The 26150-nt window shown below is 60.1% G+C and carries 15 protein-coding genes, 3 tRNA genes and 3 rRNA genes; 8 read left to right on the top strand and 13 right to left on the bottom strand.

Going from position 1 to position 26150, the window contains the following annotated elements; all coding sequences use genetic code 11:
* Positions 1–2 precede the first annotated feature (2 nt).
* The 6 genes from PMI07_RS18405 to PMI07_RS18380 all read left to right on the top strand — a co-directional run bounded on the left by PMI07_RS18405 (position 3) and on the right by PMI07_RS18380 (position 5360).
* Positions 3–683, top strand: a complete 681-nt coding sequence (locus PMI07_RS18405; RefSeq protein ID WP_007759166.1) for a GntR family transcriptional regulator — start codon at positions 3–5, stop codon at positions 681–683.
* A 51-nt stretch (positions 684–734) separates the two neighbouring features.
* Positions 735–2066 (top strand): sugar ABC transporter substrate-binding protein, encoded by a 1332-nt coding sequence (locus tag PMI07_RS18400; protein WP_024163912.1) that lies wholly within the window; start codon positions 735–737, stop codon positions 2064–2066.
* Entirely contained in the window at positions 2066–3001 is a 936-nt protein-coding gene (locus tag PMI07_RS18395) for a sugar ABC transporter permease (RefSeq protein WP_007759156.1), read from the top strand. The genes PMI07_RS18400 and PMI07_RS18395 overlap by 1 nt, the downstream gene beginning before the upstream one ends.
* A 29-nt stretch (positions 3002–3030) precedes the next feature.
* Positions 3031–3852: a carbohydrate ABC transporter permease gene (locus tag PMI07_RS18390; protein ID WP_037087600.1), complete on the top strand. Its 822-nt coding sequence runs from the start codon at positions 3031–3033 to the stop codon at positions 3850–3852.
* Between the two features lie 27 nt (positions 3853–3879).
* Positions 3880–4938, top strand: a complete 1059-nt coding sequence (gene ugpC, locus PMI07_RS18385; protein WP_024163911.1) for a sn-glycerol-3-phosphate ABC transporter ATP-binding protein UgpC — start codon at positions 3880–3882, stop codon at positions 4936–4938.
* Positions 4939–5084: 146 nt separating this feature from the next.
* Complete coding sequence (locus tag PMI07_RS18380; protein ID WP_007772836.1) at positions 5085–5360, top strand: DUF6522 family protein; 276 nt, start codon at positions 5085–5087, stop codon at positions 5358–5360.
* Positions 5361–5402: 42 nt separating this feature from the next.
* Here the strand turns inward: PMI07_RS18380 and hemN are convergent, their stop codons facing one another.
* The 9 genes from hemN to PMI07_RS18325 all read right to left on the bottom strand — a co-directional run bounded on the left by hemN (position 5403) and on the right by PMI07_RS18325 (position 16097).
* The gene (gene hemN / locus PMI07_RS18375) at positions 5403–6755 is read right to left on the bottom strand and encodes an oxygen-independent coproporphyrinogen III oxidase (RefSeq protein WP_007772838.1); all 1353 of its coding nucleotides are present in this window, start codon (positions 6753–6755) and stop codon (positions 5403–5405) included.
* 208 nt (positions 6756–6963) lie between these two features.
* On the bottom strand, positions 6964–8580 hold the full coding sequence (locus PMI07_RS18370) for a copper resistance protein CopC (RefSeq protein WP_007772840.1): 1617 nt from the start codon (positions 8578–8580) through the stop codon (positions 6964–6966).
* A 31-nt stretch (positions 8581–8611) separates the two neighbouring features.
* Entirely contained in the window at positions 8612–9139 is a 528-nt protein-coding gene (locus PMI07_RS18365; RefSeq protein ID WP_007772843.1) for a YcnI family protein, read from the bottom strand.
* Between the two features lie 921 nt (positions 9140–10060).
* A tRNA-Met gene (locus PMI07_RS18355) sits at positions 10061–10137 on the bottom strand.
* 242 nt (positions 10138–10379) lie between these two features.
* Positions 10380–10494: ribosomal RNA gene (rrf, locus tag PMI07_RS18350) — 5S ribosomal RNA — on the bottom strand.
* Positions 10495–10725: 231 nt separating this feature from the next.
* Positions 10726–13526, bottom strand: a 23S ribosomal RNA gene (locus PMI07_RS18340).
* A gap of 588 nt (positions 13527–14114) precedes the next feature.
* Positions 14115–14190 (bottom strand) — tRNA-Ala (locus PMI07_RS18335).
* A 126-nt stretch (positions 14191–14316) separates the two neighbouring features.
* Positions 14317–14393 (bottom strand) — tRNA-Ile (locus PMI07_RS18330).
* 223 nt (positions 14394–14616) lie between these two features.
* Positions 14617–16097, bottom strand: a 16S ribosomal RNA gene (locus PMI07_RS18325).
* Together the 16S, 23S and 5S rRNA genes with 3 tRNA genes alongside form the textbook arrangement of a ribosomal RNA operon.
* A gap of 763 nt (positions 16098–16860) precedes the next feature.
* Between PMI07_RS18325 and PMI07_RS18320 the strand changes: the two genes are divergently transcribed.
* On the top strand, positions 16861–18801 hold the full coding sequence (locus PMI07_RS18320; RefSeq protein WP_024163910.1) for a M23 family metallopeptidase: 1941 nt from the start codon (positions 16861–16863) through the stop codon (positions 18799–18801).
* A gap of 73 nt (positions 18802–18874) precedes the next feature.
* On the opposite strand, the gene clpB is transcribed toward PMI07_RS18320, so the two are convergent.
* A complete protein-coding gene (clpB, locus tag PMI07_RS18315; protein ID WP_024163909.1) occupies positions 18875–21475 on the bottom strand; it encodes an ATP-dependent chaperone ClpB in 2601 nt (866 codons plus the stop codon).
* 383 nt (positions 21476–21858) lie between these two features.
* Between clpB and PMI07_RS18310 the strand changes: the two genes are divergently transcribed.
* Positions 21859–22935 carry a 3-deoxy-7-phosphoheptulonate synthase gene (locus tag PMI07_RS18310; protein ID WP_007764289.1) on the top strand — a complete coding sequence of 359 codons (1077 nt, stop codon included), beginning with the start codon at positions 21859–21861 and terminating at the stop codon, positions 22933–22935.
* Between the two features lie 78 nt (positions 22936–23013).
* Here the strand turns inward: PMI07_RS18310 and PMI07_RS18305 are convergent, their stop codons facing one another.
* From PMI07_RS18305 to prfA, 3 genes are all read right to left on the bottom strand, one after another.
* Positions 23014–23883 carry a DUF4167 domain-containing protein gene (locus PMI07_RS18305; protein WP_007764294.1) on the bottom strand — a complete coding sequence of 290 codons (870 nt, stop codon included), beginning with the start codon at positions 23881–23883 and terminating at the stop codon, positions 23014–23016.
* 301 nt (positions 23884–24184) lie between these two features.
* Positions 24185–25048: a peptide chain release factor N(5)-glutamine methyltransferase gene (gene prmC / locus PMI07_RS18300; protein WP_007764296.1), complete on the bottom strand. Its 864-nt coding sequence runs from the start codon at positions 25046–25048 to the stop codon at positions 24185–24187.
* A complete protein-coding gene (prfA, locus tag PMI07_RS18295) occupies positions 25045–26127 on the bottom strand; it encodes a peptide chain release factor 1 (protein WP_007764300.1) in 1083 nt (360 codons plus the stop codon). The genes prmC and prfA overlap by 4 nt, the downstream gene beginning before the upstream one ends.
* Positions 26128–26150 lie beyond the last annotated feature (23 nt).

The following is a 26150-nucleotide window of genomic DNA, read 5'->3' as shown; positions in this document are numbered from 1 at the left end:
TCATGGATCAGGCGCGCCCCACGGAAAGTCCGGTCGAGGAGCCGTCCACGCTGAGGGAGAAGGCTTACGAGAGCTTCACGCGCCACCTTCTGGCGCGTGACGTTCGCCCGGGCCAGTTCGTCTCGCAGCGCCGGCTGGTGGAATTGACGGGCCTGACGCTGGGCGCCATCCGTGAACTCGTGCCGAGGCTCGAGGCCGAGGGGCTGATTAAGACCGTACCGCAACGCGGCCTGCAGATCGCCCATATCGACCTCAACCTCATCCGTGAGGCCTTCCAGCTTCGCGTCTTCCTGGAAAAGGAAGCCGTTGCACTGTTCACCCGCTCGGCCTCCGACCAGGCGGTCGCCAGGCTTTTGAAGGAGCATCGCGAGATCGCCCAGGCGATCCAGGGCGGCAATGACAGCCGCGAGCTGGAGCTCCATGCGCAGGCGGTCGACTGGGGCATGCATGACGCCTTCATCGATGCGCTCGGCAACACGATCATTTCGAACGTCTACCGGGTGAATTCCATCAAGATGCGGCTGATCAGGCAGGAGCGGTTCCGCATCGACGGCCGGGTCGGCCCCGTCATGAACGAGCATCTGAAAGTGCTCGAAGCGATCGAGCGGCGCTCCGTAGAGGAAGCGGTCGCGGCACTCGTCGCCCATATCAATCACGCGAGGGATCGCGCGATCAGACTTTAGAAAAAGCAGCCGGAGACAAGGGTATCCGGCGCATTAGGAGGAGGGAATAGCATGTCATCTTCGTTCTGGAATCCCACCCGCCGCAGCTTCCTGGCCGGTTCGGCAGCGCTCGGCGCCGCCGGACTGGTCGGTTCGCGCCCGGCCTCGGCCGCCGTCGACTGGAAGCGCTTCGCCGGCACCACGCTGGAAGTGAACCTCGTCAAAAGCCCGCGCGGCGACACCATCATCAAGTACCTGGCCGAGTTCGAGGCCCTGACCGGTATCAAGGTCAATGCCGAAGCGACCCCGGAACAACAGCAGCGCCAGAAGGCGACGATCGAGCTCTCGTCCGGCAAGCCGAGCTTCGACGTCATCCACCTGAGCTACCATGTCCAGAAGCGCCAATTCGAAAAGGGCGGCTGGCTTGCCGATATCAGCGGCTTCCTGAAGGATCCGTCGCTCACCGACCCGTCTTTGACGGAAAGTGATTTCGCCGAAGCCGGCCTCACCTTTGCAAAGGACAAGGACGGCAAGCTGCGCTCCCTGCCCTTCTCGGTCGACTACTGGATCGTCTACTGGAACAAGGAGCTCTTCGAGAAGAAGGGCCTCGCCTACCCGAAGACCTTCGACGAAATGGCGGCGGCAGCCGAGGCGCTGACCGACAAGAGCTCCAATACCTATGGTTTCGTTGCCCGCGGCCTGAAGAACGCCAACGTTCCGGTCTGGACGACGCTCATGCTCGGCTACGGCGCGACGCCCCTCGGTCCGGATGGCAAGCTGCGCACGACCTCCGACGAGGCCGTCGAAGCCGCCAAGCTTTACCAGCGCCTGATGACCAAGTCGGCCCCGGCCGGCATTTCCGGCTTCAACTGGGCGGAATCCCAGTCGGCTTTCCTGCAGGGCAAGGTCGGCATGTGGCTGGATGGGGTCGGCTTTGCTCCTCCGCTCGAAGATCCGCAGAAATCCCGTGTCGTCGGCAAGGTCGGTTACGGCGTCATGCCGAAGGGACCGAAGGCGCAGGCTGCCGCCACCACCGGCGACGGCATTGGCGTCACTGCCGGCAGCCAGAAGAAGGAAGCCGCCTATCTGTTCTGCCAGTGGGTCATCTCGAAGGAGATGGGCGCACGTCTGCTGCAGGCCGGTGCCGGCGTTCCCTTCCGCCAGTCGATCCTCGCCGATGCGGAAGTCCGCAAGGGTGTCACCATGCCGAGCGCATGGGTTGATGCCGTTGCCGCTTCCGGCAAGGTGTCGCAGCTCGCGCTGCCGGTCATCATCCCGGTCACGGAATTCCGCGACATCTACGGCGTCGGCCTGACCAACATGATCGGCGGTGCCGACCCGGCGACGGAACTCAAGACGGCAACGGCACAGTTCGAACCGGTGCTTGCCAAGAGCGAGGGATAATGGCCTCCGTGAGCATCGAAACAGCACGGACGGAAACCGATAACAAGAGGAGCAAGCCGAGCCGGCTTGCTCCCAATTATTGGCCTTTCGTTGTTCCCGCCCTGATCGTCATCGGCGCGGTCATCGTCTTCCCGTGGGTGTTCACCCTCTGGATGAGCGTGAACAGCTGGACACTGGGACAGGAGCAGACCTTTGCCGGGTTGGACAATTACATCCGGCTGGCGACCGATTTCCGCTTCTGGGAATCGCTCTGGCACACGCTGATCTTCACGGTGTTGGCGGTCGCCGCACCCCTGTTTCTCGGCACGCTCGCAGCACTTATCTTCGATGCTCAATTTCCACTCAGGGGCTTCCTGCGCGGCGTCTTCGTCATGCCGATGATGGCGACCCCGGTCGCCATCGCACTCGTCTGGACCATGATGTTCCATCCGCAGCTCGGCGTGCTCAACTATCTCCTGTCGCTGGTCGGCATCGGCCCGCAGGAATGGATCTATAACCGTTACAGCGTCATCCCCTCGCTGGTCCTCGTCGAAACCTGGCAATGGACGCCGCTGATCATGCTGATCGTGCTCGGCGGCCTCGCCTCGCTTCCCCGCGAACCCTATGAAAGCGCAGAGATCGACGGCGCCAACGCCTGGCAGAAATTCCGCTACCTGACGCTTCCGATGATCGCGCCTTTCCTGATGATCGGCGTCATCATCCGCGCGATCGACGCGATCAAGAGCTTCGACATCATCTACGCGATGACGCAAGGCGGGCCCGGCACGGCGTCCGAGACGATCAACATCTACCTCTACAACACCGCCTTCTCCTACTACGATATCGGCTACGGCTCGGCGATGGCGGTCGTCTTCTTCGTCATCATCGTCGCACTCTCCCTCGTGCTGATGATGGTCCGCGCACGGACGAACTGGTCGGACATGGAGACGCGCTGATGGAACGCCCCCTCGTCAAACGCCCCCTCATCAAACGTAAGACGCTCGATCGCATCGGCCTGCTGTTCGCGGCCCTCGTCATGGTGTCGCCGGTCGTGCTGTTCTTCCTCTGGATGATCTCGCTGTCGCTCAAATACGAGATCGACAACGGCGCCTATCCGCCGATCCTGATCCCGGAAAATTTCGCCTGGTCGAACTATGTGCAGGTGTTCCGCGAAAACAATTTCTTCCTGTACTTCTGGAACTCCGTTCTGGTGACGGGGGCCGCAACGCTGCTGGCGCTCATCATCGGTGTTCCGGCGGGCTACGGCATCGCACGGTTGAAGGCGGAGAAGGCAGCGATCGTCATCATGATCGCCCGCATGACGCCGGGCCTTTCCTTCCTCATTCCGCTCTTCCTGCTGTTCCAGTGGCTGAACCTGCTCGGCACGCTCTGGCCGCAGATCATCATTCATCTCGTCGTCACCGTGCCGATCGTCGTGTGGATCATGATCGGTTATTTCGAGACGACGCCGATGGAGCTCGAGGAGGCCGCGAGCATCGACGGTGCAACGCCCTGGCAGGTGTTTCGCCTCGTGGCGCTGCCGATCGCCAAGCCCGGCATCGTGGTCGCCTTCATCCTGGCGCTGATCTTCTCCTGGAACAACTTCGTCTTCGGCATCGTGCTCGCCAGCCGCACCACGCGAACGCTGCCGGTCGCCGTCTACAACATGCTTTCCTTCGAACAGGTCAGCTGGGGGCCGCTCGCCGCGGCTGCGCTGATCGTCACCCTCCCCGTGCTGGTACTCACCCTGTTCGCCCAGAAGCAGATCGTCGCAGGCCTGACGGCCGGCGCGGTCAAGGGCGGCTGAGCAGGCTCACAAACAGGATCGAACTTCATGGCAACCGTCACTCTCCAGAACATCCAGAAGCGCTTCGGCGCGGTCAACGTCATCCAGGACCTGAGCGTCGATATTGCCGACGGCGAATTCGTCGTTCTCGTCGGCCCTTCGGGCTGCGGCAAGTCCACCCTGCTGCGCATGGTCGCCGGGCTCGAAGAGGTCAGCGGCGGCGAGATCCGCATCGGCGCACGCGAAGTCAGCAACCTGCCGGCCCGCGACCGCGACATTGCCATGGTGTTCCAGAACTACGCGCTCTATCCGCATATGACGGTGGAGGACAACATGGGCTTCGCGCTGAAGCTGAAGCGGGCGAACCCCGCCGATACCGCGGAGCGGGTGAAGAAGGCGGCCGCGATCCTCGGCCTGGAAAACCTGCTCGACCGCTACCCCCGCCAGCTTTCCGGCGGCCAGCGGCAGCGCGTCGCCATGGGCCGGGCGATCGTCCGCAATCCGCAGGTGTTTCTCTTCGACGAACCCCTCTCGAACCTCGACGCCAAGCTGCGCGTGGTGATGCGCGGCGAGATCAAGGCCATGCACCAGCGCATCGGCACGACGACAATCTACGTGACGCATGACCAGATCGAGGCCATGACCATGGCCGACAAGATCGTCGTCCTGCATGACGGCAATATCGAGCAGGTCGGCGCTCCCCTGGAACTCTACGACCGGCCGGCCAACCTCTTCGTCGCGGGCTTCATCGGATCGCCGGCCATGAATTTCCTGGATGGCAAGATCGAGGAAGGCGTTTTCCGCACCGAAAAGGGGCTGATCCTGCCGCTTCCGGCGGAAGTGTCGCCGGCCAAGGCGGGCGGCCGCCCGCTCGTCTACGGCATCAGGCCGGAGCACATCCGCGCCAGCGACCAGGGCATCCAGGGCCGCGCGACCATCGTCGAAGGCACCGGCTCGGAAATCTTTGCCAAGCTCGATTGCGGCAGCGAGCAGCTCTCCTGCCTTTTCCGCGAGCGCATCGATATCCGGTTCGGCGACACCGTCGGCATTTCGATCGACGCGAAACAGGTTCACCTCTTCGACAAAACAACGGGGCACAGGCTCTGAGTAAGGCTGGCTCGCCATGGCGACCGGCACACTTGCGACGAAATCGTTGTCGACCAGACCGTTCCACAACTTCAATCAGTGTCGTAGAACATAAAAAGCGTTGAACAGCGAACCTCGCCTCAACATCACCGGCCTGAGGAAGAGCGATGCATATCGAACGCGACCCGAACGGCGACTTTATCCTGGAGTCCGGCGAGATCGCCGGTAGGTTCGGGCTGTCTCGCGACGAGTTTCGGCAGAGAATCCGCCAGGGTCTCGTGACGAGCACGGTGGAGCGTGGCGAAGCCGAGGACATCGGCACGTCCCGCCTGAGCGTTCGTCTCGGAAACCGCCTCTGGCGTGCCGTCCTGAACAACGAAGGCGAGGTTCAAAACGAAGCCGTGACCTTCGTTCGTGGGAGAGGTCGATTGAGCGGATCGTGACGCCGATACCGCCCATGCGGCGATCGAACGAGCTGAATGCCCCTATGCCGCCTTGCTGAAGGACCTGCCGCTCTTGTTCAGATAGGCGTCAAACGCGGAAGCTGCGGCTCTGACAATGAACCGGTGATCCTCCGAAACCCGGATATACCCGCCCTGGCGTTCGATCAGCCCGTCTCGTTCAAGCTCATCGAGCCGATCATTGCCCCGCAGCAGAAGATCGGCATCGAAGCCGTGCGCCGCCGCAAGCGTGGTGATGTCTACCGCAAAGTCGCACATCAGCCTTTCAATCACGTCGCCGCGCAGACGGTCCTCCGGGGTAAGACGATAGCCCTTGGCGACCGGCAGTTCGCCTTTCGACACCTGGGTCGCATAGAGGCCGGGGGGAACCTCGTTCTGGATATATCCCTGCGGCAGCCGGCCGATAGAGGACGCGCCGAGCCCGATGAGCGCCTCGCAGGCATCCGTCGTATAGCCTTGGAAATTCCGGTGCAGCCGTCCTTCGGCCTGCGCAAGCGAGAGGTCGTCGGCGGGCAGGGCGAAATGATCGAGGCCGATTTTGACATAACCGGCCGCCACCAGGGTGTCTGATATCGCGGATGCCTGAAGCGCGCGCTCCCGCGCGTCGGGAAGTGCCGCCTCGTCGATGAGGCGCTGATGCTTCTTGAAACTCGGGATATGCGCATAGCCGAAGACGGCGAGACGATCCGGCCGCATGCTGACGGCCGCCTCGACCGTCTCGACACAGGATTCCACCGTCTGAAACGGCAGTCCGTAGATCAGATCGAAGTTGATCGCGTTGATGTCGTTCTGGCGAAGATGTTCCACCGCATCCATGGTCGTCTCGACGCTCTGGACGCGGTTGATCGCCTTCTGGACCGTCGGGTCGAAACTCTGGACGCCAAGGCTTGCACGGGTAACGCCCGACTCTCCGAGCGCCATCGCCATCTCCCCGGTCAAGGTTCGCGGATCGATTTCGACCGCCGCATTGACGGCGCCCGCAAAACCGAGACGGTTGCGAAACGCATCCATCAGCGCGATGAATTCGTCCGGCTTGATGATCGTCGGCGTGCCGCCGCCGAAGTGGATTTCCCCGAAGCTGAAGCCGTCGTTTCTGGCGGATGCCAGAAGTTCGATCTCCCGGTGCAAGGTCTCGATATAGTCGAGAATGGGCCTGTCGCGCTCGGTGATCGTCGTGTGACAGCCGCAATACCAGCACATCGCCCGACAGAAGGGGATGTGAATATAGAGCGAGGTGGCTTGTCCTTCGGGCAGCCGCTTGAGCCAGGCCGGATAGTCGAGGGCGTCGAAATCCGAGCTGAAGTTCGGAGCCGTCGGATAGCTTGTGTAGCGCGGCAGCCGCGCGTCGCCATATTTCTCGATTATCGCCGCGGACATGTCGGGCTCCTTTCCGGTTTTCTTCGGAAAGCATTAGCGGCCCGGCGGCCGCCTCTCTTTGTGCAAAATCAACGACAGCGGCCCGTTTCTGCAAAATATTTGTCCCGACGCAAATTTCCTCCGATGCGCCGCTGCTAAATCAAGAAAGCGGCAGGGATCGGCCAAGCCGCTGTACCAGCGCAGGCGTGGCGCGTCAGCCGGCATGGTGTCAAGGCGCGATCTCGATTTCCCCCTCCATCCGAGTGATCTCAAAATCGCTGATGATCACGTCGAGGCGAAGTCGCCACCGCCCGGGAATGGGAAGCACGATATCGGGCACGGTCCAGCCGTCCTTTCCTTTCTCGGCTTTCCGCCTTATGGCTTCGATCTCCGCCCCGGGGTTCGACAGCACAACCGTCACTTCCTGAGGATCGAGCGGAGACCGGTCACCCTTGGCGATGACTGCTGATATCGCCAGTTCCCCGACCCTGTCCGGCGTGATCGTGACGTCAGCCACGGCCTTGCTGGTCTGCAGGTGAACCACGGCAATCCTTTCGACTTCGGCGAGCAAGGTGCGTGGGGGCGGCGTGAACCGCCACGTCGCGGCCACTGCGAAAACGAGGAGCAGAATGACGGTTTCCGCAGTGATCGAACGAACGAGCAGACGGATCGCAGCCGGCTCCCCCTTTTCCGAACCGGACGTGAATTTCCATCGGTTGACGGCAGCCAGGGCAAACAACAGGACGAGCAGCCCGAGCTTGATGAGGAATACGATACCATACGCCGTCGTCACCAGCCCAGCCGGAGTGCGGACCTGAACGACGGCGAGCACACTGCCGGCCAAGGCAAGAACCAGGACGGCCCATGGTATGAAGACCGAGAAGCGATGCAGCGCCGCACCGGCCGCTTCCCCGCCCTTTCTGAACTCGGCCAAGAGCGGCAGCAGCGCGCCCGCCCAGATCGCTAGGGCCGCGACATGCAGGAAAACGGCTGGACGCATCAGCCATTGCGGGTCTGCCGCACTCGCATGACCGCTGAGGCAGAGGGCAAATGCCGCCGTGATGAGGGCCGATATCGATATCCAGCGGGCGTCCCTGCCCCGGCCGCTGGCCAGAGCGAGCCCTGCAAGCGCCAGCGCCGCAATCGCAAAGATGACCGTCGGTCCGAAACTGGTGGTCATTCCCGCCCGCCAGACAGCTGGCGCGAAGAGCCGCGAAATTGGCTCGCCCACCGTGTCGAGACCCTGGAAGCCGGCCGAAAGCAGCGCACCCACAAAGCCGGCGCCAAGGGTAACCACAATCTGCCTCAGCGCCTTTCCGGATCCGTCCGCGAACCAGTGGATGGCAAACACCCCGCCGACGCCCAGGAAGAGTCCGACATAAAGCGCGACCTTGCCGATCCAGAGGCCGGCGCGGACCGGCCAGTCGATATCGGCAGCAGCGCCCCGAGGGTTGGCGTTTGGCTGTCCGATCGAGAAGACGACCGTGCCGCCGATCGGGTGCCCATCTTCCGAAACGACCCGCCAGGAGAGAAGATAGCTGCCGTCCGAAAGATCGCCGGGCGGCGTGATCTCGACCGTCCTGTCCTTCAGGACGACGTTCTTGAGAACAACGGTACTGCCATCCGGCCGCGTGAACCGGAGACTGGTCGGCGAAACAGGCTCGCTGAAGGTGAGAGCGATCACGCGCGGGGCCACGGACACGACCGAGCCGTCGCGCGGCTCGGTCGTGTTGAGGGACGCATGGGCGGATGCCGCCGCCGTCATGACCGACCACAGCAGGATCGCAGACGCGAACCGCTGCAGAGTGCCAGTCAGTGAAATTGCCTTGCGGCAGAACGGCGCCATCAGCCTTCATGCTCCCGAGTGGATGGATCGTTTAGTTGCCAACCTTCTGAAGAAGCTTGACGCCGGGGGCCGGGAGTTCGAGGTCGGAAGCCTTCTGACCCGCGGTCGGCACTTCGATCCAGCGTTCCTTGAGGCCTTCCGGGCATTCCTGGATCACCGGGAAATAGAGCATGTCGCCAGCTTTCAGGTCGGCCGCGATCGTGCCCCGCAGGACGAACTCGTCATATTCGTCGTCGCCGAGATTGCCGCCGCTCCAGACCACTTCCTTGACCCCTTCTGTGACGGGAGAGCCGTGATTGTCATAGGGCTTGGCATAGGCGCCCTTGACCTTGTCGAGCGTCCAGCCGGCCTTCGGCTGCGGCTTGACGCCGTAGAAGCCTTCCGGAATCTGGACGCGCACGGTGTTCGTGGGTTTGCCCTCGCAACCATGCGGCACGCGCAGCACCGCCTTATAGGTCGAATCTACGGGAGCTTCTCTTGCCTCCAGGGTGACATGCGCCAGAGCGGCGGTGCTGCCGAACACGAGGACGGCGGCGGTTGTGGTGATTGTCTTCAACATGTAACTCTCCATGCTTGGCCGCGCTATGGACGGCCCGGTTTCGAGCGACCGGCAGCCGGGATGGCACCGATCCGGTCTGGATTTTGAGAGGGCGATCCTGTCCGTGTTCCGGTTCTGTCGGCCGCGCGGGCGCACCACACGTCTTTCGCCGCTTCGTCGCCGGTTGGTCCGGACCGAACTCAGGAACAGAAGATCCAGGGATTGCCCGACTTAAAGCGCCTCACGATCTCTCAGATTCGCTTCTCACGCTTTAAGCCTTTGTTTTCGCGTGCCCTATCGCAAAACCGCTTCCGGTTTTTGCGTGACATGCCTTCAGGCCGCCTGGGGTGGCGCGCGGGGATTTCCGGGAGAGGTCTCGGGGCGTTCGAAGGGACCTATATCCGCTTCGGCCGGAATCGGTCTGGATTTGGCCTCCAGCCGGTTGCTCAGAAAATTGTCGGAAAATTGTGGTGCGAGTACCGGGGCTAGAACGCTGCACGCCTGCGTGCAGCACTCGGGCAGTTTCGAACTGTCCTTATGATTGGATTGCCCGCTGCTGTCGGCATGGGTAATGCAAAGCGGGTTTCCAAAGTCATCGAAGACGGGAGCTGCGACCGCCGATCCGAGAAGGACGGACCCAAGCAGCATCTGCAGGACGAGCGCGTATGCCGCGATCATCGTGAAGACAATACTTGAGACAGGTGTCCTGCGGTTTCTCACGATCCCCTCATCAGTTGCGACCAGCCATCGATGTCCGGTGCGAACACCCGTTACTGGCACGGCACAGTCACGTCTGTCTATGCGCCCTTCCGCCACAGCATTCTTTGATGCGCGTCAACCCTCGGCTGATGTCGGCAGAGTAGCAGCGAAGATGGAGGCAGGATATCCTCCAAGGCCATGACGCAACGCAAAAAGCCCGCACAAGGCGGGCTTTTGGGAATATGGTTGCGGGGGCAGGATTTGAACCTGCGGCCTTCAGGTTATGAGCCTGACGAGCTACCGGGCTGCTCCACCCCGCGTTATAAGGTTTTTGCCTGCGGCAAAATACCGGTGCGATAAAACCGAAGGCTTTTTCGCGTCTGCGTAAGCCACTTGGGCTTGCCCAAGTTGTCTGATGTGAGGGCCGCAGCGGGAGATTTCCGGTGCGATTTTCCTCGTCTTTCAGTTTTAACAAAGCAAAAAGGCCGCTTTGTGGGCGGCCCTTTGGTCGGCTTAAGGGCCGTAGGTTTCGTGGATCGAGAAGATATGTTGCGTTTAGCAGACCTGGCAGCGACCTACTCTCCCGCGTCTTGAGACGGAGTACCATTGGCGCAGGGGCGTTTCACGGCCGTGTTCGGAATGGGAACGGGTGCGGCCGCCCCGCAATGACCACCAGGTCAGCGAAGCGCAACATTTGAGAAGCTGGTGAAGTTTTCACTTCGTTTTTAGTCTTTTGAACACGTCTTTGAACCTTTCCAGCCCTAGGGATGCTTGTGGCACCCATACAGGCCAGCGGCCGTCGCCAATCGTTTGGCGGGCCGTCCGCAGCGCAGCATCCGAAGGATGCGACAGCGTCAGGACAAGGTCTAATGCCATCAAGCTTTGCTTGATGAGCATGAACAATGAGAACGATCAAGCCAATCGGGCGATTAGTACCGGTAAGCTTCATGCATTGCTGCACGTCCACACCCGGCCTATCAACGTGGTCGTCTTCCACGGCCCTGATAGGGAACACTCGTTTTCAGGTTGGTTTCCCGCTTAGATGCCTTCAGCGGTTATCCATTCCATATATAGCTACCCTGCTATGCCCTTGGCAGGACAACAGGTCCACCAGAGATATGTCCATCCCGGTCCTCTCGTACTAGGGACAGATCCTGTCAATATTCCTACACCCACGGCAGATAGGGACCGAACTGTCTCACGACGTTCTGAACCCAGCTCACGTACCGCTTTAATTGGCGAACAGCCAAACCCTTGGGACCTGCTCCAGCCCCAGGATGCGATGAGCCGACATCGAGGTGCCAAACAACCCCGTCGATATGGACTCTTGGGGGTCATCAGCCTGTTATCCCCGGCGTACCTTTTATCCGTTGAGCGATGGCCCTTCCACGCGGGACCACCGGATCACTATGACCGACTTTCGTCTCTGCTCGACTTGTCAGTCTCGCAGTCAGGCGGGCTTATGCCATTGCACTCGACGACCGATTTCCGACCGGTCTGAGCCCACCATCGCGCGCCTCCGTTACTCTTTCGGAGGCGACCGCCCCAGTCAAACTACCCACCATACACTGTCCCGGATCCGGATGACGGACCGCGGTTAGACATCCATGACGATAAGGGTGGTATTTCAAGGATGGCTCCACGAAGACTGGCGTCCCCGCTTCAAAGCCTACCACCTATCCTACACATGCCGACACGAATGCCAGTGTAAAGCTATAGTAAAGGTGCACGGGGTCTTTCCGTCTGACCGCAGGAACCCCGCATCTTCACGGGGAATTCAATTTCACTGAGTCTATGTTGGAGACAGCGGGGAAGTCGTTACGCCATTCGTGCAGGTCGGAACTTACCCGACAAGGAATTTCGCTACCTTAGGACCGTTATAGTTACGGCCGCCGTTTACTGGGGCTTCGATTCAAAGCTTGCACCTCTCCTCTTAACCTTCCAGCACCGGGCAGGCGTCAGGCCCTATACGTCGTCTTTAGACTTCGCAGAGCCCTGTGTTTTTGATAAACAGTCGCTACCCCCTGGTCTGTGCCACCCCATTATGGTTGCCCAAAATGGGGTCACGCTTCTTCCGAAGTTACGCGTGCAATTTGCCGAGTTCCTTCAACATAGTTCTCTCAAGCGCCTTGGTATACTCTACCTGACCACCTGTGTCGGTTTCGGGTACGGTCTATACGGTGGAGCTATTTCCTGGAACCGCGTCCCTGCAAGATCAATCCAATAAGACCTCACAAGTTGAGCAATCCGTCACTACCACCAGGCCCACGAATATTAACGTGGTTCCCATCACCTACGCATTTCTGCCTCGGCTTAGGGGCCGGCTAACCCTGCTCAGATTAACTTTAAGCAGGAACCCTTGGTCTTTCGGCGAGAGGGTCTCTCACCCTCTTTATCGTTACTCATGTCAACATTCGCACTTCCGATACCTCCAGAGGCCCTCACGGGTCCTCCTTCACAGGCTTACGGAACGCTCCGCTACCACGTGCGACAAGTCGCACATCCTCAGCTTCGGTGCATGGCTTTAGCCCCGTTACATTTTCGGCGCAAAGACCCTTAATTAGACCAGTGAGCTGTTACGCTTTCTTTAAATGATGGCTGCTTCTAAGCCAACATCCTGGTTGTTTTGGGATCCTCACATCCTTTCCCACTTAGCCATGACTTGGGGACCTTAGCTGGAGGTCAGGGTTGTTTCCCTTTTCACGACGGACGTTAGCACCCGCCGTGTGTCTGCCGATTAGTACTCCCGGGTATTCGGAGTTTGGTTAGGATCAGTAAGACGGTGAGTCCCCATAGCCCATCCAGTGCTCTACCCCCCGGGGTATTCGATCGACGCACTACCTAAATAGTTTTCGCGGAGAACCAGCTATTTCCGAGTTTGATTGGCCTTTCACCCCTAGCCACAAGTCATCCCAATCTATTGCAACAGATGCGGGTTCGGTCCTCCAGTTGGTGTTACCCAACCTTCAACCTGCTCATGGCTAGATCACTCGGTTTCGGGTCTAATGCAACTAACTGAACGCCCTGTTCAGACTCGCTTTCGCTGCGCCTACACCTACCGGCTTAAGCTTGCTAGTTACACTAAGTCGTTGACCCATTATACAAAAGGTACGCCGTCAGGCTTGCGCCCTCCGACTGTTTGTAGGCATCCGGTTTCAGGTTCTATTTCACTCCCCTTGTCGGGGTGCTTTTCACCTTTCCCTCACGGTACTTGTTCGCTATCGGTCATGCACGAGTACTTAGGCTTGGAGAGTGGTCTCCCCATGTTCAGACAGGATTTCACGTGTCCCGCCCTACTCTAGGACAATGAGTGTTCTACGCCTACGGGGCTATCACCCGCTACGGCCGCCTTTTCCAAAGCGTTCGGCTTTATTCCTCATTGCCACTGGCCTGGTCCGTGTTCGCTCGCCACTACTTACGGAGTCTCGGTTGATGTCCTTTCCTGCAGGTACTTAGATGTTTCAGTTCCCTGCGTTCGCTTCTTACCCCTATTTTATTCGAAGGTAAGATACCTTTTAACAATACCTAGAAACCTAAACCGTCCCGAAAGACGGCTTAAACTTTCTAGGTATCTAAGGTGGGTTGCCCCATTCGGAGATCCATGGATCAAAGCTCATTCGCAGCTCCCCACGGCTTATCGCAGCGTATCACGTCCTTCTTCGCCTGTGCATGCCAAGGCATCCACCAAATGCCCTTACGACACTTAATCGTTCTCATTGCCAATGCTCATCAATATAGCCACCCATCGGGCTTTCACACCCAATGCGTGGCGGACCGGTTACCTTTTACAACCAGCCCTTCTCATGATGCCATCGACGTGTTCGACAAGCTTGCTTGATTGGGGTCACGCCGAGCGACCCGCTTGCAAACCTGTCTTTAAGACCAGCTTCTCGAGATATGATCCAGGACCGCGCGGTCAGGCAACGGCCATCAGTAATCCGTCAGAAGCACCCCATAAGGAATACCAACAACGAACGACCAGAGTGACAAGCTTCCTACCTACTCCGATCCCTCTTTCGTATCCGGCCGGCTAGGCCATCAACGACATCATTGGAACCGGCTTCGGACATGGGCCTAAACCCATACCTGGAAGCCTCCAGATCAATCTTCTCTTCACGATTTTTGCAGAACAGGCACAGACACTAGAATAGCATCGTGCAAACTTGTTTTTCTTCAGAAGACAAAGGCGGCAAACCAACAACGGGTTCACCCATACAGGCCAGAGGCCGTCGCCGATCGTTCGGCGGCCCGTCCGGAGCGCAGCGGCCAAAGGCCGCGACAGCGTCAGGACAATATATGGTGGAGCTGAGCGGGATCGAACCGCTGACCCCCTGCTTGCAAAGCAGGTGCTCTCCCAGCTGAGCTACAGCCCCAATCACTTGGGAACAGCCTCAGCCGACAAGCGTCAGCACAAAGCCCGTTCATCAACACCATAATCCGCGCGCCATTCAACTGTGTTCGCAACCCGTGCGGCACCAGGCCATCCGCTCTTCAGCAAATGGTGGGCCCGGGTAGACTCGAACTACCGACCCCACGCTTATCAAGCGTGTGCTCTAACCAACTGAGCTACGGGCCCATTCAGTCAAACCGGTCGTGCGGTTTTTTGTCTTCTTGAAGAAAGAGAAACGTAGTCGGCGGGTTCGCCATACCATCCGATTACTTAAAGTAATTCCGTGGCGTATTGCGTTTCGATGGTCACCTGACTGGTGCCATCTATTGTTCTAAAAAGCACGGGAAGGTTCATCCTGAGTTGATCCGAAGATCAGGTCAGGCGTCTTACCGTTCCACAGCTTCCTTAGAAAGGAGGTGATCCAGCCGCAGGTTCCCCTACGGCTACCTTGTTACGACTTCACCCCAGTCGCTGACCCTACCGTGGTTAGCTGCCTCCTTGCGGTTAGCGCACTACCTTCGGGTAAAACCAACTCCCATGGTGTGACGGGCGGTGTGTACAAGGCCCGGGAACGTATTCACCGCGGCGTGCTGATCCGCGATTACTAGCGATTCCAACTTCATGCACTCGAGTTGCAGAGTGCAATCCGAACTGAGATGGCTTTTGGAGATTAGCTCGGGATCGCTCCTTCGCTGCCCACTGTCACCACCATTGTAGCACGTGTGTAGCCCAGCCCGTAAGGGCCATGAGGACTTGACGTCATCCCCACCTTCCTCTCGGCTTATCACCGGCAGTCCCCTTAGAGTGCCCAACTGAATGCTGGCAACTAAGGGCGAGGGTTGCGCTCGTTGCGGGACTTAACCCAACATCTCACGACACGAGCTGACGACAGCCATGCAGCACCTGTGTCCCGGTCCCCGAAGGGAACACTACATCTCTGTAGCTGGCCGGGCATGTCAAGGGCTGGTAAGGTTCTGCGCGTTGCTTCGAATTAAACCACATGCTCCACCGCTTGTGCGGGCCCCCGTCAATTCCTTTGAGTTTTAATCTTGCGACCGTACTCCCCAGGCGGAATGTTTAATGCGTTAGCTGCGCCACCGACAAGTAAACTTGCCGACGGCTAACATTCATCGTTTACGGCGTGGACTACCAGGGTATCTAATCCTGTTTGCTCCCCACGCTTTCGCACCTCAGCGTCAGTAATGGACCAGTAAGCCGCCTTCGCCACTGGTGTTCCTGCGAATATCTACGAATTTCACCTCTACACTCGCAATTCCACTTACCTCTTCCATACTCAAGATACCCAGTATCAAAGGCAGTTCCAGAGTTGAGCTCTGGGATTTCACCCCTGACTTAAATATCCGCCTACGTGCGCTTTACGCCCAGTAATTCCGAACAACGCTAGCCCCCTTCGTATTACCGCGGCTGCTGGCACGAAGTTAGCCGGGGCTTCTTCTCCGGATACCGTCATTATCTTCTCCGGTGAAAGAGCTTTACAATCCTAAGACCTTCATCACTCACGCGGCATGGCTGGATCAGGCTTGCGCCCATTGTCCAATATTCCCCACTGCTGCCTCCCGTAGGAGTTTGGGCCGTGTCTCAGTCCCAATGTGGCTGATCATCCTCTCAGACCAGCTATGGATCGTCGCCTTGGTAGGCCTTTACCCCACCAACTAGCTAATCCAACGCGGGCTCATCCATCCCCGATAAATCTTTCCCCCGAAGGGCGTATACGGTATTAGCTCCAGTTTCCCGGAGTTGTTCCGTAGGGATGGGTAGATTCCCACGCGTTACTCACCCGTCTGCCGCTCCCCTTGCGGGGCGCTCGACTTGCATGTGTTAAGCCTGCCGCCAGCGTTCGTTCTGAGCCAGGATCAAACTCTCAAGTTGAGAATCCAATCCGACTAATCACTCTTGTTCTGAATCGACGAGAACTCACTTTGATAAGGTCCGCATCACTGCGCACCAAACCAGGTGTTCTCTTGTTCAAAACGTGACCGTCATTTGTCTTCTAATGAGCAAAGCCCGAAAGCCCCACCCGCGAAAACCGCCGACCACGTTTCTCTTTCTTCTCATCTTCAATTGTCAAATAACCGACGCCCAAAGCCCGAAGGCACAACCGTCAAAACTTCCCGAACAGCGATACTTCCAGAGACCAAACCGAAACTCGGTCCCAACCAGCATGCGCCAATCAATCAGTGATTTCTTTAGAACGAAGCCTGTCGTCGCCAGCAGCGCCGCCGCCCTCGTTCAGTGAGGGGGCTTATAGATCCCACCCCAGTTTGAAGTCAACAGGGATGTTTTGAAATTTTTGAGAAAAATTCCAACAGATTGATTTCAAAAGATAATTTCCAGAATATTTTCCCGGAGACTGTTTTCCCGTGAATTTCGACCCGTCAGAAGGGTTGGAAACACCTCCCTTTCGGCCCCTGCCCCAAAACCGCCCCGACAAATTCACAATCTCATGGTTACCACGTTCCGGAGAGGGATTCGAAAGCGCGCGATTCAAGCCGATTCAAGCAATGCACCCGTTTGCAGCTTGACCGGTTTGACTCTCTACGCTGAAAGGGGCACATGTTTGGCCCAAGGTCCCGCAGGCAGTATGAAAGCTGCCTACGGCAATAACGAGTATCAGGGACTGGCTTAGACTGGCATGATAACGGCCCGCAGCATGATCCGCTCGCTCGGCAACGAACCGCCGATCCTCGCCGACGGCCGTCGCGCTCCGGATCGACGTGAGATTTCGTTGCGTTGGCTTTCCGGCACGTTTCTGACGGGCATTACATCTTCCATCCTGATGGGCGTTGCTTTGTTTGCCGCTCTCGACGGTCGGCAGCAGCTTGCGATCCCGGCCGAAGCGTCCGCCTCCATCCCCACAAACGATGCCGATGCGGCCTCGCGCGGCAAGCGGCTGCTCGGTGGCAATATCGTCGCCATGCCGACCGACCGGAAGGTGATGGAAGTCTCGACGGTCGTGCACGAGGGCAGCAAGGAAGTCGTCCGCCGCAAACCGTTCGCGCATGTGAAGATGAACCTTGCCGCAAACCACGTGGCGCAGGAAGACTATCCGAACTTCGATCCGATGACGATCTTCTCGTCGAGCGAAACACCGCCGCCGCCTGCCGCGCGTGCCGGCGTCATCTACGGGTCGAACGTCGATTCCGAAGTCAGTCTCCAGACCGTCGCCTTCCCCATCAAGGGCAGCATGTATGCCTTCGCGCAGGCGATGACGCTGGAGGAGGTCGAGGAGAACGTCCGCTCCAACGGTTCCGTGCTCACCGATGGCGGCGGCCAGCTTTCGGCGCTCTATTATGTCGATCCGCAACGCTTCTCGTCGAAGGACGATGGCGGCGGTCTCGATATCACCGCCGGCCTTTCGGCGCGCGTCGTCGAGGAAAACATCTCGGTTTCGACGCCCGAGCCGATCAACTCCCATACACGGGAATATGCCGACGACATCATTCCCGTGCGCAAGCCCGAAACGGTCGGCCAGGCGATGACCGAGGTCGGTTACCCGGAAGGCAAGGCGCGGGAAATTTCCGGATACCTGCAGTCCCGCCTCGGCGAGGCCGGCCTTTCCGTCGGCGACGTGCTGCGCATCGGCGTCATCCAGGAAGGCGATATGGTTCTGGTCGTCCGTGCCAGCCTCTATCGGCGCGGCAGTCACCGGGTCACGGTGGCGCTCGATGATCACGGCCGCTTCGTGGACGGCGAAGAGCCGCCGATGCTGGACGCGGTCGCCTCGGCCTTCAGCGAACAATCCCCGCAGATCGTTGCCGGCCGCGAACTGCCGCGCGTCTACGACGGCATCTACCGGGCCGCCCTCTCCTACGGCATGAGCAAGGAGATGACCGGCACGCTGGTCAAACTGCTTGCCAGCAATGTCGACCTGCAGGCCCAGCTGAAACCGACGGACAAGATCGAGGCCTTCTTCTCGGTCCCCGACGAAAAAGGCCAGGCGAACAAGGATTCCGAACTGCTTTACGTGAATGCCCGTTTCGGCGACACGACGAGCCGTTTCTACCGTTTCCAGAATGCCGACGACAATTCGGTCGACTATTTCGACGAGGACGGCAAGAGCATACGGCAGTTCCTGCTCCGCAACCCGCTCCCGAACGGCCGGATGACCTCCGGCTTCGGCATGCGCGGCCATCCCATTCTCGGTTATTCGCGCATGCATACCGGCACCGACTGGGCCGCCCCGCGCGGCACGCCGATCATCGCCACCGGCAACGGCATCGTCGAAAAGGCAGGCTGGGATTCCGGCGGCTACGGCAACCAGACGCTGATCCGCCACGCCAACGGCTACGTCTCCTCCTACAATCACCAGAGCGCGATCGCGCCGGGGGTTCGCGAAGGCGCCAAGGTGACCCAGGGCCAGGTGATCGGTTACGTCGGGACGACCGGCCAATCGACTGGGGCGCACCTGCATTACGAACTGATCGTCAACGGCACCAAGGTCGATGCGATGAAGGTCCGCCTGCCCGGCGGCAATTCTCTGAGCGGCAAGGCGCTTGCCCGTTTCGAAGACGAACGCAAGCGGATCGATGCCCTGCTCAATACCCAGGCCTCCGACGAAGTCGCCAGCCGGTAAGACAGGGGCCGGCACCCGTACGAACGAAAATGGCGGCCAGGGGCCGCCATTCTGCTTTTACGTTCAGCCTGGCTTACGCAGCTTCGCTCACCACCCGCTTGACGCGGAAGAGCAGCCGGTCGGAACCGGCGCTGACCGCAACGACCGAGCCGTCCGGGATCTGGCCGCCGAGAATCTGCTCGGCGAGCGGATCCTGCATGAACTTCTGGATCACCCGCTTCAGCGGACGCGCGCCATAGACCGGGTCGTACCCCTTGTCGGCCAGCCATTCGCGGGCATCCTCGCCAAGATCGATGCTGATCTTCCGTTCCGCCAGAAGCGACAGCAGCCGCTTCATCTGGATATCGACGATCGCCCCCATCTCGTTGCGCTTCAGGCGATGGAACAGGATGATCTCGTCGACGCGGTTGAGGAATTCAGGCCGGAACGAGGCCTTCACCACGTCCATCACCTGCTCGCGCACGCTCTCGGAATCCTCGCCCTCGCGAAGAGCGGTCAGGTATTCCGCCCCGAGATTGGAGGTCATGATGATCATCGTGTTCTTGAAGTCGACCGTGCGGCCCTGGCCGTCCGTCAGCCGCCCGTCATCGAGCACCTGCAGGAGAACGTTGAACACGTCCGGATGCGCCTTCTCGATCTCGTCGAACAGCACGATCTGGTAGGGTTTGCGCCGCACCGCTTCGGTCAGCGCGCCGCCTTCCTCGTAACCGACATAACCCGGAGGTGCACCGATCAGCCGCGCGACCGAATGCTTTTCCATGTATTCCGACATGTCGAGGCGAACCATCGCGGACTCGTCGTCGAACAGGAATCGGGCCAGCGATTTGGTCAGCTCTGTCTTACCGACGCCGGTCGGGCCGAGGAAGATGAACGAGCCGATCGGCCGGTTCGGATCCTGCAGTCCGGCGCGCGAACGGCGAACCGCCCGCGAAACCGCCTGGACCGCATCGCCCTGGCCGACCACGGACTTCGCCAGCTCGTCTTCCATGCGCAGCAGCTTGTCGCGCTCGCCTTCCAGCATCTTGTCGACCGGAATGCCGGTCCAGCGCGACACCACATGGGCAATCGCATCCGGGTTCACGACTTCCTGCACCATCGCATTGGTCGAGCTGTCCTGGGCTTCGGCTTCCACGAGACGTTTTTCCAGTTCGGGGATCACGCCATAGGTCAGTTCGCCGGCGCGCTGGAACTCACCCTTGCGCTGAGCCGTCGCCAGCTCGTTGCGGGCCTCGTCGAGCTGCTTCTTGAGATCGGCGGCGAGGCCGAGCTTCTGCTTTTCCGCCTGCCAGCGGGCCGTCAGCGCGTCCGCCTGCTCTTCGAGCGAGGTGACTTCGCTTTCGAGCCGCAACAGCCGGTCGGCCGAGGCGCTGTCGGTTTCCTTCTTCAGGGCCTCGCGCTCGATCTTCAACTGCATGATGCGGCGGTCGAGTTCGTCGAGTTCCTCGGGCTTGGAATCCACCTGCATGCGCAGCCGCGAGGCGGCTTCGTCCATCAGGTCGATCGCCTTGTCGGGCAGGAACCGGTCGGTGATGTAGCGGTTGGAAAGCGTCGCAGCCGCAACCAGGGCCGAATCCGAGATCCGGACCTTGTGGTGCTGTTCGTATTTTTCCTTGAGGCCGCGCAGGATCGAGATCGTGTCCTCGACCGTCGGCTCCTCGACCATGACCGGCTGGAAACGACGGGCAAGCGCCGGGTCCTTTTCCACATGCTTGCGGTATTCGTCGAGCGTGGTCGCGCCGACGCAATGCAGCTCGCCGCGGGCAAGCGCCGGCTTCAACAGGTTGGAGGCGTCCATCGCCCCGTCGGACTTGCCGGCCCCGACCAGCGTGTGCATCTCGTCGATGAACAGGATGATCTCGCCGTTTTCCGACTGCACTTCATTGAGCACGCTCTTCAGGCGCTCCTCGAACTCGCCGCGATATTTCGCACCGGCGATCAAGGCACCCATGTCGAGCGCCATCAGCTTCTTCTCTTTGAGGCTTTCCGGCACGTCGCCATTGATGATGCGCAGCGCCAGACCCTCAGCGATCGCCGTCTTGCCGACGCCGGGTTCACCGATCAGGACCGGGTTGTTCTTGGTGCGGCGGGAGAGAACCTGGATGGTGCGGCGAATTTCGTCGTCGCGGCCGATCACCGGATCGAGCTTGCCGTCGCGAGCTTCCGCCGTCAGGTCGCGGGCATATTTCTTCAGCGCCTCGAAACCGGCCTCGGCATTGGCGCCGTCGGCGGTACGGCCCTTGCGGATGTCGTTGATGACCTGATTGAGCCCCTGCGCCGTCACGCCGGCCTTTTTCAGGGTCGCAGACGTCGAGGCCGAGGTCTCGATCGCAAGCGCCAGAAGCAGGCGTTCGACGGTAACGAAACTGTCACCGGCCTTCTTGGCGGCTTCTTCCGCGGTCGCGAAAACCTTGGCGAGCGGCTGGGAGAGATAGATCTCGCCATTGCCGCCGGAGACCTTGGGAAGCTTGGCGAGTGCGGCGTCATTGGCGATGCGCGCTTCCTTGGAATTGCCGCCGGCACGATCGATGAGCGAGGACGCCATGCCCTGGTCGTCGTCGAGCAGGACCTTCAGCACATGTTCGGGCGTGAACTGCTGGTGACCCAGGGCCAAAGCCTGGGTCTGAGCCGACTGCAGGAAACCGCGGACGCGCTCGGAGTATTTTTCGATGTTCATTCTGACACCTCCAGTGATCGACCCGCCCTTGATAAGGCACGAACCGATGATTGAGATTGAGCTCCCTCAAAGGCGAGCCCTGCCGAAGTCTCGGCGTTGCTGAAGATATGGTAAGCTAATTCTCGTGTTTAAAGAGTTCAGACGCTCAAAATCCGTCGGCAGGAACGTCACAAATTTCCGCGTGACAATCCACGATCCAGCGAATACAGAGACCCCATGTCGTTCACGTCCGCCTGCGCCTCGCGATTTTATAGCTACCGCTTTCCCAAGCGGATGCGGGTCCGTGCGTAGCTGATTTCAATGCCACGACATTCCCTCAAGCCGCTAGTCTACCTGGCGGCTTTTTTAATTCCGCACGGTATGACCAAACAGGAGCCATGCCCGTGCCGAATGCCAATCCCGAAAATGCCGTCGACGATCGCCACATCGTCGAGATCACCCCGCTGACCATGCCTGCCGACATCATCGCCGAAATCCCGCGCAACGATGCTGTGACCGAAACCGTGACCCGGACGCGCGACACCGTACACCGCATCCTTCATGGCGAGGACGACCGGTTGATCGTCATCATCGGCCCCTGCTCTATCCACGACCCGGTCGCGGCAAGGGAGTACGCGGCACGGCTGGAAGAACAGCGACGACGCTTGCGTGACGATCTCGAAATCATCATGCGCGTCTATTTCGAAAAGCCCCGCACCACCGTCGGCTGGAAGGGCCTGATGAACGACCCGCATCTCGACGGCAGCTACCGCATCGAGGAAGGCCTGCGGATCGCCCGGCGCCTTCTGCTGGATATCAACGTCATGGATCTTCCGGCCGGTTGCGAATTCCTCGATACGATCACCCCGCAATATATCGCCGACCTCGTCAGCTGGGGCGCGATCGGCGCCCGCACCACCGAAAGCCAGGTGCATCGCCAGCTCGCGTCGGGCCTTTCCTGCCCGATCGGCTTCAAGAACGGCACCGATGGCGGCGTCGGCATTGCGCTCGATGCCATACTGGCCGCCTCGCAGCCGCACCATTTCCCCGCGGTAACCAAGGAGGGCCGGGCGGCAATCGCCTCGACCACCGGCAATGAGGATTGCCACGTCATCCTGCGTGGCGGCAGAAAGCCGAACTATGAGGCGGCCGATGTCGAGGCCGTGTCGAAGGATGGTCTCAAGCGCGGCCTCGATCCACGCATCCTCATTGATGCCAGCCACGCCAATAGCGGCAAGGATCCGATGAACCAGCCGCTCGTGGTCAGGAATGTCGCATCGCAGATCGCTGCGGGAAACATGGGCATCAAGGGCATGATGATCGAAAGCAATATCGTCGCCGGCCGACAGGACCTCGTGCCCGGCAAGCCTCTCGTCTACGGCCAGAGCATTACCGACGGCTGCATCGACTGGGAAACCTCCGTCTCGGTGCTTGAAGACCTTGCCCGCTCCGCCCGCGATCGTCGCAAGGCCCGCGCCTGAAGCAGAAGGATCCATGCTCAAAAGAAGAAGGCCGCCCAAAAGAGCGGCCTTCTTGATCTTGTTGTTCCAAAGCGGCGCTTATTCCGAAGCGGCATCCGCCAGGGCCGGCTGCGAGCCGTCACCCGAGGCTTCGCCTTCGGCAGCACCTTCTTCACCGGCACCTTCGCCACGGCGCGGACGACGCGGACGATTGCTGGCAGTCCGGCGACGGCGCGGAGCTGCCTCGGCCTGGGCCTCTTCCTCGACTGCCACTTCGGCAGGCGTGCCCTCGATCACCGGCTGCGGGCCGGAACCATCGATGACGGGAGCGACCGGCTGAGGTGCCGCGACCTGGACCGGCACCGCTGCGACGGCCGGCTGTTCCGGACGGTTTTCGCGGCGGGGACGTTCGCGCTGCTGGTCACGCTGTTCGCGCGGCTCCCGTTGTTCACGCGGTTCCCGCTGCTCGCGAGGCTCGCGTTGTTGTTCCCGGGGCTGCTCCCGGCGAGGCTGCTGCTGCTGGACCTGCGGCTGCGGAGCCTCGTCCATGGACGGCTGCTGCGAGAAACCATTGTCCTCGTTGTCGCCATTGTCCATGTCGTCCTGATCCTGGACGTTGCCGTCCCGATCCTGGTAGTCGCCGCGATTGTCCTGCTGGAACCTGTCCTGCATCTGCGCCTGTGCGGCGGCAATGATGCGGTTATAGTGTTCGGCGTGCTGGAGATAGTTCTCCGCCATCACGCGGTCGCCGGAGCTGTGGGCATCGCGGGCGAGCTGGCTGTATTTTTCGGCGATATGCTGGGCGGTCCCGCGAATCTTCACATCCGGGCCGGAGCTGTCGTAGGTGCGGCTGAGAGGATTGCCGCCCTTACGGTTGAAGTTGTTATTTCCACCGCCGCCGCCGCCGCCATTGTTGTTATTGTTATTGCCGCGCCCTCGACCGCGTTTGTTCTGCTGTCCTGGCCTCATCTATCGTTCACCAATTCTCTGTCTTCGCTGATAAGGGGCCACGCGACCTGCCGGACAGAGCCGAACAAGACTTCGCGTGCCGCGCACAGGCCGACCAAAGCGTCCTGCCGCTTGTGAAAGTCAAATTAACTGATTCACGCACCGGGAATTGTTCAACCTTCGCAACTCTTCGAAAAGAGAAGGATCAAAGGGTTGCCCTGTAACCCGAACGAATCGCTGTTCATTCCCAGCCGTCCCAGTGCGTATCTGCAAGCTATCCCGCTTCCTCCGGGAATCCAAGCCTTTTCTTTTGTCTGAAAAATCAAGGGTGATTCACGGTAAATACGAGAACCCGATCATTGTCGCCGTAGTCGCGCACAACCTCCGCCAGCGTAAAGCCGGCAATGCGGAAAATCGCACTCACGGTTTCCTTCTGATCGAACCCGATCTCGACGCCGATAACGCCGTCCTTTTCGAGGAAATCTCCTGCACTCGCTGCAATCGCGCGATAGGCTTCAAGCCCATCCGGACCTCCATCTAGCGCTGCCAGCGGATCGAAATCCCGGACTTCCGGTTCCAGTGCGGGGATAACATCGCTTCGTATATAGGGTGGATTTGACACGATTATGTCGAAACACCCTGAAATTGCGTCGAACCAGTGACTGCGGACCGCCTGAAATCTTTCGGACATTCCCAGCCGCGCCGCATTCCGCGTCGCCGTTTGCAGGGCGTCTTCCGAGATATCGCTGCCGATTCCTTGAACGTCCAGGCTTTCCTTCAGGAGCGCCAGAACGATCGCACCGGTTCCTGTACCAAGATCAAGGATACGTGCCGAACCCTTGACTGCGACAATCTGCCTCACATGGGCAAGCATCGAATCCACCAGGATTTCCGTGTCCGGGCGCGGCTCCAGCGTTTCCTTGGAAATCAGGAGCTCCATGCCGTGGAATTCACGTGACCCCAATATGCGGTGCACGGGCTCCCGTTTCAAGCGCCGCTCGACCGCATTCGCAATCCGGGCGATTTCCTCGCCCGTCAGCAGCCGGTCGCCGCCGGTAAAGACTTCCGTGCTCGAAAGCCCGAGCAGCCCGCCAATCAACAGCCGCGCCTCGATCACCGCATCCGGCAGGCCCGCCGCCGAAAACCGCGATCTCGCATCCGCGACGGCTGCGGAAAGTATCGTCATCCCTGTTGCTCGCCGAGCTGCGCGAGCTGGCCGGCCTGGTAGTCGGAAATCAGCGCATCGACCACTTCGTCGATATCGCCTTCCATCATCCGATCGAGCTTGTAGAGCGTCAGGTTGATGCGGTGGTCGGTCACCCGCCCCTGCGGGAAATTGTAGGTGCGGATGCGCTCGGACCGGTCGCCGGATCCGACCTGGCTCTTGCGGTCGGCGGACCGTTCGCTGTCCGCCTTCTGGCGCTCCATGTCGTAGAGGCGGGTCCGCAGTACCTGCATCGCCTTGGCGCGGTTCTGGTGCTGCGATTTTTCCGAGCTGGTCACCACGATGCCGCTCGGCATGTGGGTGATCCGCACGGCGGAGTCGGTCGTGTTGACGTGCTGGCCGCCGGCGCCGGACGAGCGCATCGTATCGATGCGGATATCTTCCGGCCGGATCTCGATGTCGATCTCCTCTGCTTCCGGCATCACCGCCACGGTTGCCGCCGACGTGTGAATACGGCCGCTCGCTTCCGTATCGGGCACGCGCTGCACCCGGTGCACGCCGGATTCGAACTTCAGCTTCGAGAACACGCCGCGGCCGGTCACCGTCGCGATGATTTCCTTGTAGCCGCCGGCCTCGCCTTCGCTGGCCGACAGGACCTCGACCTTCCAGCCCTTGGTGGCGGCATAACGCTCATACATGCGGAACAGGTCGCCGGCGAAAAGGGCTGCCTCGTTGCCGCCGGTGCCGGCGCGGATTTCGAGGATCGCGCTCCTCTCGTCGGCCGCGTCCTTCGGCAGCAGCAAAAGCTGCATGTCCTTTTCGAGACCTTCCAGCCGCTCCTCGGCCTCGGGCAGCTCCATTTCGGCAAGCTCGCGCATCTCGCGGTCGGTGCCCTTGTCGGTCAGCATCGCCCGAAGATCGGCCACTTCGGCGATCGACTTTTCATACTCGCGGATCTTGCGCACCACCGGCTGCAGTTCGGAATATTCGGAAGCGAGCTTGACATAGACGTCGGCAGCCGGGCCTTCCGACATGCGCGCCTCGATCTCGCCGAACCGGCGTTCCAGCTCGCGCATCTTTTCGACAGGAAGCTTCGCCACCCACTAACTCCGTTTTCTTCTTT

It is taken from the genome of Rhizobium sp. CF080, from assembly GCF_000282095.2.
GTDB lineage: Bacteria > Pseudomonadota > Alphaproteobacteria > Rhizobiales > Rhizobiaceae > Neorhizobium.
This window is presented reverse-complemented; position numbering and strand designations above follow the sequence as displayed.